The 11,728-nt window shown below is 58.6% G+C and carries 6 protein-coding genes and 1 pseudogene; 4 read left to right on the top strand and 3 right to left on the bottom strand.

Going from position 1 to position 11,728, the window contains the following annotated elements; translation table 11 throughout:
- Positions 1-207 precede the first annotated feature (207 nt).
- Positions 208-2,919, top strand: coding sequence for an aconitate hydratase AcnA (acnA, locus tag EHF33_RS07325; RefSeq protein ID WP_124869443.1), 2,712 nt, complete (start codon positions 208-210; stop codon positions 2,917-2,919).
- A gap of 71 nt (positions 2,920-2,990) precedes the next feature.
- Here acnA and EHF33_RS07320 read toward each other — a convergent pair whose 3' ends face one another.
- Complete coding sequence (locus tag EHF33_RS07320) at positions 2,991-3,758, bottom strand: hypothetical protein (RefSeq protein WP_124869440.1); 768 nt, start codon at positions 3,756-3,758, stop codon at positions 2,991-2,993.
- A 439-nt stretch (positions 3,759-4,197) separates the two neighbouring features.
- Here EHF33_RS07320 and EHF33_RS21435 point away from each other — a divergent pair.
- Positions 4,198-4,548: pseudogene (locus tag EHF33_RS21435) on the top strand (type II toxin-antitoxin system PemK/MazF family toxin).
- A gap of 159 nt (positions 4,549-4,707) precedes the next feature.
- Here the strand turns inward: EHF33_RS21435 and EHF33_RS07305 are convergent.
- A complete protein-coding gene (locus tag EHF33_RS07305; protein WP_124869433.1) occupies positions 4,708-5,571 on the bottom strand; it encodes a 1,4-dihydroxy-6-naphtoate synthase in 864 nt (287 codons plus the stop codon).
- 83 nt (positions 5,572-5,654) lie between these two features.
- Complete coding sequence (locus EHF33_RS07300) at positions 5,655-6,833, bottom strand: DUF885 domain-containing protein (protein ID WP_124869431.1); 1,179 nt, start codon at positions 6,831-6,833, stop codon at positions 5,655-5,657.
- 62 nt (positions 6,834-6,895) lie between these two features.
- On the opposite strand from EHF33_RS07300, the gene EHF33_RS07295 reads away from it, so the two are divergent.
- Both EHF33_RS07295 and EHF33_RS07290 read left to right on the top strand, forming a co-directional pair.
- Positions 6,896-8,179: a replication-associated recombination protein A gene (locus EHF33_RS07295; RefSeq protein WP_124869427.1), complete on the top strand. Its 1,284-nt coding sequence runs from the start codon at positions 6,896-6,898 to the stop codon at positions 8,177-8,179.
- 401 nt (positions 8,180-8,580) lie between these two features.
- On the top strand, positions 8,581-11,628 hold the full coding sequence (locus EHF33_RS07290) for a hypothetical protein (protein WP_124869424.1): 3,048 nt from the start codon (positions 8,581-8,583) through the stop codon (positions 11,626-11,628).
- Positions 11,629-11,728 lie beyond the last annotated feature (100 nt).

Genomic DNA, 11,728 nt, shown 5'->3' with positions numbered 1-11,728 from the left:
TCAACGCTCCATCCTGAGCGGAAAAGTCAGGATAGAGAGCGGGGGAGAGCGGGACTCACGCTTGTTCTGTGGTCGGGTGTTCTATTTGCCTGTGTTGTCCCTAGGGTAGTTACTGGTCTGAATCCCGTGACTGTGCGGGTGACGCCCGAAAAACCGCCGTGTTGACCTATAATGACCCATTCGCCCACTGGGCAAGGAGGAACGCAAATGGCACAGAACCTATTCGGCGCACGCGCAGTCTTGAGTGAAGGTGAAGGCGGCAAGGTCTATTACTACAAGCTCGACACCCTCAAGGAGCGCGGCTTCAATGTCGACAAGCTGCCTTTCTCGGTCAAAGTGCTGCTCGAAAGCGTGCTGCGCGAAGCCAACGACTACGACGTGCGTCAAGAAGACGTGCTGAACGTCGCGGGTTGGAAGCCGGTCAACGAAGAAATTGAAATTCCCTTCAAGCCTGCCCGAGTGATTTTGCAGGACTTTACCGGCGTGCCTGCGGTGGTGGACTTGGCCGCCATGCGAACCGCGATGGTCAGCTTGGGCGGCGATCCCAAAAAAATCAACCCGCTGATTCCGGTGGACTTGGTGATTGACCACTCGGTGCAGGTCGACGAGTACGGCACTGATTTGGCCTTGCTGCACAACATGGCGCTGGAATTTGAGCGCAACAACGAGCGCTACGAGTTTCTGCGTTGGGGCCAGCAAGCCTTCGACAACTTCGGTGTGGTGCCGCCCGCTTCGGGCATCGTTCACCAAGTCAACTTGGAATACCTCGCCAAGGGCGTGCAGAGCCGTCCTGAAGACGATGGGGTTGTCGTTTACCCGGATTCCCTTGTCGGCACCGATTCGCACACCACCATGATCAACGGCATCGGGATTGTCGGCTGGGGCGTCGGCGGGATCGAGGCCGAAGCGGTCATGCTGGGCCAGCCGATTTACATGCTGATGCCGGAAGTGGTCGGCTTTAAGGTGAGCGGCAAGCCGGTAGAAGGTGTCACCGCCACCGACATTGCTCTGACCGTCACCGAGATGCTGCGTAAGGCCGGTGTGGTCGGCAAGTTCGTGGAGTTTTACGGCGCAGGCCTCTCCAACATGACCCTGCCTGACCGGGCCACCATCGCCAACATGGCTCCCGAATACGGCGCGACGATGGGCTTTTTCCCAGTGGACGAGGAAGCCCTGCGCTACCTGCGCCGCACCGGACGCCTGCCCGACGAAGTGGAATTGGTCGAAACCTACTGCAAGGCTCAGGGCCTCTTCCGCACCGATGAAACGCCGGATCCGGTGTTCAGCAGCATGATCGAGCTGGATTTGAGCAGCGTGGTACCCAGCTTATCCGGCCCCAAGCGCCCGCAAGACCGCGTGGCGCTGACCGACATGCAGCCGGTCTTTGGCGAGGCATTGCTGGCTCCCATCAAGCAGCGCGGCTTTGAGCTGCCCGCTGAGACGCTGGGCGCAAAAGGCACCATCACCGGCACCGGCTACCAGATCGGGCACGGCTCGGTGGTGCTGGCAGCGATTACTTCTTGCACCAACACGTCTAACCCCAGCGTGCTGATCGCGGCGGGCTTGGTTGCCAAAAAAGCTGTGGAGTTGGGACTGGACAGCAAGCCCTGGGTCAAGACCTCGCTGGCTCCGGGCAGCCGTGTGGTGACCGAGTATCTGGAAGCGGCGGGCCTGCAAACCTACCTCGATCAGATCGGCTTCAACACTGTCGGTTACGGCTGCACGACCTGCATCGGCAACTCCGGCCCGCTGCCGGAAGCCACCGTGGACGCCATCAAGGAAGGCAATCTGGTGGCCGCTTCGGTGCTGTCGGGCAACCGCAACTTTGAAGGGCGCATCAACCCCGACATCAAAGCCAACTACCTCGCCTCGCCGCCGCTGGTGGTGGCCTACGCGCTGGCCGGAACGGTGGACATCGACCTTGCCACAGGCGTGATCGGCACCAGCAAAGACGGCTACCCGGTCTACCTCAAAGACCTCTGGCCCAGCAACGCCGAGATTCAGCAAGTCATGGACGTGGCCATCAACGCTGAGATGTTCAAGAAGATCTATGACGGCATCGAGCAGAGCAACGCCCAGTGGAACGCCATTCCGGTGTCGGGCGGCGACCTCTACAACTGGAACGAGGACAGCACCTACATCCAGAACCCGCCGTTCTTTGAGAATCTGGCCGACGGCGTGCGCGAAGTCAGCGACATTGCTAGCGCCCGCGTGCTGGTGAAGGTCTCAGACTCGGTGACCACCGATCACATCAGCCCCGCCGGAAGCTTCGGCGCGTCGTCGCCCGCTGGCAAGTATCTGATCGACAACGGTGTGCCGCAGAAGGATTTCAACTCCTACGGCTCACGGCGCGGCAACGACCGCATCATGACGCGCGGCACCTTCGCCAACATCCGCCTCAAGAACCAACTGGCTCCTGGCACGGAGGGCGGCTTTACCACCAACTTCCTGAACGGCGAAGTGACCAGCATTTACGACGCTTCGGTGGCGTACAAAGCTGCGGGCGTGCCGCTGGTGGTGCTGGCGGGCAAGGACTACGGCATGGGCAGCAGCCGCGACTGGGCCGCCAAAGGCACCTTCTTGCTGGGCGTCAAAGCCGTGATTGCCGAGAGCTTTGAGCGCATTCACCGCAGCAACCTCGTCGGCATGGGCGTGCTGCCGCTGATGTACAAGAACGGCGACACCGCCGACTCGCTGGGCATCACGGGTGAGGAGATGTTCCACTTCCACCTGCCCGCGACCCTCAAGCCCCGCGAGGACGTGACCGTGACTGTCACCGATTTGAAGGGCATCAGCCGCGACATCGTGGTGCAGTGCCGCATTGATACGCCCGTTGAAGTGGATTACTACAAAAACGGTGGCATTCTGCAAACTGTGCTGCGGAGCATTTTGAAGAAAGGCGAGACCGCGCAAGCGTAAGCGCTGAGAGTTGAGAAGGAGAAAGCCCCTGCCGAGTTGGTGGGGGCTTTTTTTATTGGAAATTGTCTGTGTTAGCGAACGTGTCGGACTCTATTGTTTAGAGTTCTAGAAGAAGGGAATTCTTGCTTGGAAGATTGCCTCTGTGATGCTAGTGCGTCGGCAACCCACATATAATCGGGATGTATTTCGCGTTCCTTCTTTGTCTCCGGAACCTTCTTAGTCTCCTGAAAGTAATGGTGTTTAGCAATTTCTGGATACGACTCGCACACTGCCTGTTGAAATCCTATAGGATTTTTCACAAATTTTCTTACAGCTAAAACAAAATCGGCTAATAAATCAGGAAAACTCGCTGCAAAAGTAGTGAAGGAGACCCGACGTCCAGAAATTAAGTACTCCTGTCCGTCTATTGTTGCTCCGTTAATTTTCATTCCCCCCATCTCAATCTCTATATATATCATCCCGAAAGATGAATTTTTTTGTCTAGTATCTCTTAAAATCCCGTTTTTAACCCTTCTTCCTCTACGATTCCTGTAGTTAGCCCCATTCTTCACTCGGATCCCTCTACACTCCCTATCGTTGGCTTTTACCATGGATTTTATCATTGCTTCAGCTATTTGATCTGGGCAAATGGCACGGATAAGCACAGTGAGTGCGGGTATCAGGGAAGGCTCTAACAAAGCAACCTCCGTTATCTTATATATGTGGCTTCCACTTAAACATGTGGACTCAACTGTACCATCACGCCAACATGCGGAGAATCGCCCCTCCTCTTCAGCAATCTTTACAGGGAAGTTCAATTCTCGCCGACTTAGCAGCTTGTGTGTAAGTTTATGAGCCATAATTGATCTCCCATACCGTTTGTGGAAGTAACTACAGTGACTGAGGTATTGACGTGCCTAAGTTATAGCATCTGCATATCCGATTAGGTTTACGTCGCAAAGCCCAAGCCTCAGCTTTTGCGGGGGGCTAGAGGGGTGCGGGCGGTGAGGTCAGGCAAAGTAAGGATCAGCCCTCCTGCTCCCTTTCTACTGGCATAACCTACTGGCATGAAGCACATCCATCTCCCGCTCAGTGAACCGCTGCACGCCCAATTGATGCAAGCGGCACCACAGCAACCCAACTGGCCTGCGAAGCCGTTGAGCGTTTTCTGGCTGAGCAACGCCAGACCGCCCTTGATGCTGAGCTAGACGCCTACATTGCCGGATATGCGGGTACAGCTTTTGATCTGGACACCGAACTCGAAGCAGCAGGCGTTGAACTCTTGCTCAGTCAGGAACCGTGAAACGCGGCGAAATCTGGCAAGCGGTTCTGGAACCCCGCAGAGGCAGCGAACAGCGCGGCAGACGGCCTGTGCTGGTGCTGATGCGCGATAACTTTCTCCGCAACGAACGCTGGCAAAGCATCATGGTGGTGCCGATTTCCAGTTCTCAGGCGTAAGCGGGGCGAGGCCCAACCAATGTGGCACTGCCCGCTGGCATGGGCGGGCTGGCGCTCAACTCGGTGGCGCTTTGTCACCAACTCACCACCCTTGAGCGCAGCAAGTTGGAGCAGTGTTTGGGTGAAGTACCTGAAGCGCACATCAAGCAAGTAGAAGCGGGCGTGTTGCTGGCGCTGGGGATTGAATTTTAGATACTGCGTACCTCACTTCGGCGCACGCACCAGCCCGGTGATATCCGGCCCTAACCGCTTGAAATGCTTGGTCTTGAGGGTAACTAAAGCGCCAGCGCCGGCTTTAGGGGTTGCCTGAGCCAACTGCTCAGCCCTCCGCTTCGGCAGGCCAGTTCAGTCTCAGGAAGGCTCTACAAATAAAGGCAGGTCGCTGGCCTTTACCGCGCCCGCCGCCACCGCTCGCCTATGCAATTCCACCACTGCCCGCGTGCCTTCGTCGCCCACGTCCAAGCTGAAGCTGTTGACATACAAATCGATGTGCGCCTGCATCACTTCGTCGGCCATTTCGAGGGCGTGCTGGCGGATGTAGGCTTTGGGTTCCTGTGGATGCTGATAAGCGTATTCGAGGCTGGCCTTCACTGCCTGATTCAGCGCCCACTGGGTTGCGGGCAGCAAGTCGCGCCGCACCAAAATTGCGCCGAGCGGCAGCGGCAAGCCGGTTTCGCTTTCCCACCACGCGCCCAGATCCAGCAGCTTGGTCAGGCCGTGCTGATGGTAGGTAAAGCGCGATTCGTGAATGATCAGGCCCGCGTCCACCGCTTGCCCGTTCAGCTCACCCCGTTCTACAGCGGGCATCACCTCGTCGTAGCGCACCCGCACCACCTTGACCTCAGGGTAAACGATTTTGAGCAGCAGCTCGGCGGTGGTCAGCGCTCCGGGCGACAGCACCGTTTTGCCGTTGAGGTCGCCCAATTCCTCCCGCGCCACCACCAGCGGCCCCACCCCGCGCCCCAGCGCCCCGCCGCTGCGGAGGGCCACGTAATCGTGCATCACTTCAAAGTAAGCGCGGTAGCTGATTTTGGTGATCGGCAAGCGGCCCAGCGTGGCCCAATCATTGAGCGTCTGCACGTCCTCCAGCACTTCCCGGATGGGCGCGGGCGTCGGCACCTTGCCGTGCGAGAGCGCGTAAAAAATGAAAGTGTCGTTGGGGCAAAACGAGTAGCCGAGGTCGAGCGCGGCGGGGTTGGTGGAAGCAGAAGTCATGGCTTTAAAGTACGCCGAGTGGGGAAGGGCAAATGGGGTGGAGAGGGGCAGTCGTGAGTGGGCAGCCAAGCACCAAACCCGCTCTAAACCCGCAAGTCACTCGGCGTTTTCGGTTCTCTCAGCAGCTCCCTGAACGTCACCGCGCCGCGTTCCACCGCTCGGCGCACCAGCCCACTGCCCACGCTGTAAGTAAAGATGTAGGCCCGAAAAGTCGGCTGGGCAATAAACTCAAAGCTCTTTTGCGCCCGCTCCTCGGTTGCGCCGTAGTGCTGAAAAAAGTCCAAGACCTCGCGCTGACTCGCTCCGTCTTGATGCAGCATCATCGCCGCGTGACCGGAAACACTGCTGAATTTTTCCTTGAGCCGGGCCAGATGGAGGGCCGCCTGTACCGCTTCCGGCTCAAGTCCAGCCACGCTGGCCAGTTCTCCCGTCAGCCACTCGCCGACTTCTTGCTCACTCATCACGGCGCTGAGGGCGTTCATGGCGATTCCCTCGCTGACAACGCATTCCGGCGCGTTGATCAGTTGAATGCTGTGTTCAAACCAACCGCGTCCGCGCACCAATTCGGCTTCCTTGGTGGCGTGTTCGGTGTGGTGGCCCGGATAGCCTTCGTGGGCCATCAAATCCGGCAAACTGGTCAGCGCCACCGCCAAGTCAGTATTGATGTCAATTCGGCTTTGCAAGTTGCCCAGCGGCCAGTTGTACCCGCCCCAAGGCTGGTTGTTAACCAAACCAATGCTGAAGTTCTCGCCGTCTGGTAAGCCGAGTTGCTGCTGGGTGCGCCGCCGCAACTCGGTCACAATCGGCTCGGCCACCCGCAGCAGGTTCTCAGGTTCGACTGTCACCCGCGACCGCACCGCTTCTTCGCGCTCACTGAGGGGGCCCGTGCCCGGCAAGGCGGCGTCGAGTTCCCTCAAAGCGGCGTCCAACTCGCTCAAATCGGCCCGCACGGGATCAATACCGTATAAGCCGCGCACTTCTTTTTCGTAAGGTAACTTCTCGCTGCCCAAAATCCGCGCCAGAGTGTGCATGGCCCGCGTCTGGGCTTCCAAAAAAGTGCGGCGCGTGGCGTCGGGCTCGTTCTGAACGTCGTCTTGCAGCGCTTCCAACTCGGCTTTCACTTCGGCAACCGGGCGCAGCGTGCGGTCTGCCAACTCGGCGGGGCCGCCGTACCCGTCAATAAAACTGGGCGAGTGGGCGTCCAGATGATGGGCCAGTCGAATGTAGCGGCGGGCGAGGTCGTCAGGTTGTAGAGAAGTCATAAGCAAAAGATAGCCCTCCTTTAACTCCTTTTGAGCAGCGCAGGCTCCTTTAATATTCACGGATGACGTTGTTTGATCCGCCCGCTCCCCTCGCTGAGCGTCTGCGCCCACGCACCCTCGCGGAAGTCGTCGGTCAGCGCCATTTGCTTGGCCCAGGCAAGCCGCTGACCCGTACCCTGGCCTCCAAGCGGCTGGGCTCCTTCATTCTCTGGGGGCCACCCGGCGTCGGCAAAACCACTTTGGCCCGCCTCATGGCTGCCGAAGTGGACGCGCATTTCATTGCCCTTTCCGCCGTCTCGGCAGGCGTCAAGGATGTGCGCGAGGCCACCGTGGAGGCCGAGCGGCTGCGTGGGCGCGGTCAGAAGACCATTCTTTTCCTCGACGAAATTCACCGCTTTAACAAGGCCCAGCAAGACGCCCTGCTGCCGCACGTCGAATCTGGCCTGCTGACCCTGATCGGCGCGACCACCGAAAACCCCAGCTTTGAAGTCAATCCAGCTCTGCGCTCGCGGGCCAGAACGCTGGTGCTGGAAGCGCTGACGCCTGAAGACGTGCGCGGCCTGCTGGAACGGGCGCTCAGCGATTCGCGTGGCCTGCCCAACGTCACTGCCGAGCCCGAAGCGCTGGACTTGCTGGCCCGCCTCGCTGACGGCGACGCCCGCCGGGCGCTCAGCACTCTGGAAGTGGCTTCCACGCTGGCCGAACCGATCACGCCGGAGGCCGTCACCGAAGCGTTTGGCCGCCACTTGCCGCAGATGGACAAGGGCGGCGAAGATTTCTACAACCTGATCTCGGCGCTGCACAAATCGGTGCGGGCCAGCCACGTAGACGCCTCGCTTTACTGGCTGGCCCGCATGATCGAAGGCGGCGCTGACTCCCTGTACGTGGCCCGCAGGATCGTGCGGATGGCCGCTGAAGACATTGGTCTTGCTGACCCACAAGCCCTGCGCTTGGCCGTCGCTGCCCGCGACACCGCCGAGTTTCTGGGCAGCCCCGAGGGTGACTTGGCGCTGGCGCAGGCGGTGGTGTATTTGGCGCTGGCTCCCAAAAGCAACAGCGTCTATACGGCTTGGAAAGCCGCTCTGAGCGCTGTTCGGGAAGGCGAGAGCTTGGCTGTGCCACTGCACCTTCGGAACGCTCCTACCGCTCTGATGCGCTCACAAGGCTACGGGCAAAGCTATGCTTACTACTTTGACGATCCGTCAGGCAGCTTTGCTCAGGACTATTTGCCGCACGGCGTAGCGCTGGACTTGTATAGCCCCAACGGTGAAGGGTGGGAAGACAGAATGGCCGAGCGCTGGCGCAAGCTGCGGGAAGCACATGGAGAAGCACCAGAAGGAACATGAGACGGGCTTAAAAAATCGTTCATCACGATCGTAGGAGGGCATCAGTTTGCGCTTGGGCTGCGGCTTGAGGGCTTTCTTTGTTCCTGTTACAAAGATGAAATCTGCCCACATGAACACACTTTGAGCTTTGCCATCTCCGCTTTGCCTCATAAGCGCCTAATCCCATCTGGGAGGAAAAATTTGTGCTGTGGCGAGGCTTTTTTATGTTGACACTGCCTACACCCCTCCGTATACTCTGCTAAGGATTCACATTCTTGCCGGGCATGTGTGCTGCATGAGTGAAGAGGGGGAGTAATGAAAGTAGGAAACTCGGCAACTGCTTTTGGCGCTGCTCCAATACACCGACGCTGCATTTATGTAGACGGTCAGATGAGAAACCGCCTTTTCCACGGGAGGAAAGCATGAAGAAAAATCTCGGCCTTTTGGCCCTCACCGGCGTTATCGCCTTGGCGTCTTGCTCACAGGGCACGACCTCAGGCCCCACGACGCACAAGCTGACGATCAACCTGAACGGGCCTGCCTCGGCTGACTTTGATGTCACCAAGACTGGTGGCGCTACGGACACCGTCACCGTCTCGGGTACGTTCTCCAAGAGCTACGCCAACGGCGCTTACACCGTCACGCCCAAAGCTGCCCCAGGGTTTGATACCCCCAGCGGCCAAAGCGCCGACCTCAACACGGCAGACCAGGCGCTGAGCTTTACCTACGTCAAGACCAATGGCCCTGTCATTACCCCCCCTGTCGTCACCCCAGCGGCCATCAAGTCCATCAGCTTGGTCAGCCTCAAGGACGACACCAACGCCCTTCTGCCCACCAAGACCGAAGTCAACGCCAACAAAGTAGCCACCCTCTTTGCGTCCCAGACCGAAGAGAATGTCTGCGCCGTGGTGAAGGTGCTGGACGTCAACGGCAACCCGCTGGCCAACGCCAATGTGACCGCTGAGTCTACCGGCCCAGATGCTTACAACGTCACCATCTCGAGCTGCTCCAGCACCGTGACCACCCAAGCGACCGGCGGCCAAAAAGCCCCGATCGTCACCGATGCTCAGGGTTTTGCCAAGATTCGCTTCTTCGCGACTTACGGCAATGTCAACTCCAACAACAACGGCGATCCCATCAAGTTCATCATCAACGCGGAAAGCGGCGGCTCGTCTGTGGCTGCTCCGTTGGAACTCAAGGGCTTCTTCCTCAACATGAGCCACTTGTACGTCACGGAAGTGGGTCAAGACACCCGCAAAGCGCCGAACCGGATTGGCAGCGACGTGGGCACCTACAACAACATTTTCGTTACGCCCAACACCATTCCCAACGACACCAACCCCACCAACGCGGCGATCTTCAACGTGCAGGTGTACGACAAGCAGCCTCAGACCAACTTGCATAACCCGCAAGACTTCGGCGGCTACGTGGTCTACACCCTCAGCGGCCAAGACGCAGCCCGCGTTCACTTTGTCCTGACCGGTGCGGAAGACAGCATCAGCGCCGATGGCCGTACCTATACGGACCGCAACCCCGGTAGCGGCATCCGTATTGAGCCCAACGCGGACGTGACTCAGGCCCAAGTTGGTGCCAAACCTCTGCAAGTGGATCTCAAAGCCAGCTACGTGTTCCAGGCCATCTTTGGTAACACCACTTATGATTTCCCGCTCAAGGACATCACTTTCCACAAGAAGTACACCACTGGCTTCTTGAGTATCAACAAGAGCGTCGACAACCACGTCCTGACGTGGGCTGGCCCAGACGTCACCTTGGCTCCCACCGGTACGTTGCCTGAGCCGTTCTTGGCGACCTACACCATCACCACCAAGAACCAAAGCACCACAGACGCGGTCTACAACGCCACTGTGGCTGATCAACTCCCCGCCGAGCTCGGTGTGGTCGTCGGCAGCATCAGCAACGGTGGTACCTACGACGCGGCCAAGCATGCCATCACTTGGAACTACACCGGTACCCCTGCGCTCCAGACCATCGAAGCCAACGGCACCCGCACCTTTACCTTCCAAGTCTTCGCTCGCCAGAAGCCTGGCTACAAGTTCCAGTCCACCGCACAGTCGGCAGGCTTCACCGTTCAGCCTTACAACGGCGTGGCCAACTTGCCGTACAGCGATCCTTACCCAGTCACCGACGGTACGCAGATCAATGACACCACCGTGTCGTACTTCCCGCAGTCGGGCAGCTTCGCCAACCAAGTCGTCACCGACTATGATCCCACTGCAGACGAGTCCACCATCAACGTGGTGCGCCCGATCTACAGACTGTCCAAGACTTTGGCCAGCGGTCAGCAGCTCAACTTGGTGCAGGGTGCCAGCGCCAACTACGTCCTCAACTTCAGCCAGCGCGACCGCACCACCAGCGGCGCACCGGAAGACGTTCTGTATCCTGCCTTGTTCCAGAAGTACCCCAACGAGTTCAGCGGTGCTGGACAAGTGGCCGGTCAAGACGTGCCACGTCAGAACCCGTACGGTTACAACGTGTCGCTCAACGACACCTTCCAAACCGAACTGGATTTCACCAACGCCACTCCGATCACCGTTACCAACGCGGTGCCCAACACACTCACCAATCCCAACATCACCTCGCCGCGTAGCTTCAATGTCACCTTCCCGGCTGGCGGCGCGAACTCGGCCACCCAGTACATCAGCTGGGCACCGATTGGCATCTTCAACGGCAAGGACACCGCCTCGGCGGCTGTGCAGCTTACGCTCAGCCAGTTGACGAATGTCAACGGCGGCAACCGCTACATCAACTGCGCTTACCTCTCCTCCTCGAACCTCAACCAGCCGTTCACGCGCTCGGTGGAGTACTTGGGCAGTGCCGCCAATGCCAACCTCGGCACTTGGTACCCGACTCAGAACATCAATGCCATCTGGCAGCCTGAAGTGGACGGCCCCAACTCCACCTTCGGCGTGTTGCGCACCACCGTTCCTGGCGGCAACACTGCTGTGCAAAATGGCCTCGAGTCGTGCGCCCCAGTCTTCGACGTCAAGCCGTTGGCTCCTCGCCTCACCCTTACCACGAAAGGTGAGTACACCGATAACAATTCGGCCATCATCGATGCCAACAAGAAAGACGGCTACTCGATCAGCACCTTTGGCGGTAACTTCTACTACAAAGTTGATTCTCAGAACACGGGCGGCGTAGCCACTCCTGTTACCCTGACATTCAACCTCGATGACACCACTGTGGTTCAGTTCCCGGCAGGCGGCAGCTACAAGCTGTACCGTTCGACGGACGGCACCACTTTCGTGGACACTGGACTGACTGCTGTTCGCAGTGCAGGCGGCGACCAGATCACCTTCAACAACGTCACTGTGCCGCAAAACGGCTTCGTGCGTGCGGTCTTGGCGGGCGACCCGAATACCAAGGTCGGCAACACCAATATGACCACCACCGAGGATTACCTCGGCCAGCAGCTCCAAGTGCTGGAAAATACCACCACCAACCCCTGATCTCAGCGGGCTTAAAACAAAAAAGCGGAGGCTTCGGCTTCCGCTTTTTTGTTTTCTGAGAAATTCGCTGAAATCTTAACTTTCTTGTCAGAAACCGGGG

Source organism: Deinococcus psychrotolerans (assembly GCF_003860465.1).
In the GTDB taxonomy this organism is placed as follows: domain Bacteria; phylum Deinococcota; class Deinococci; order Deinococcales; family Deinococcaceae; genus Deinococcus; species Deinococcus psychrotolerans.
This window is presented reverse-complemented; position numbering and strand designations above follow the sequence as displayed.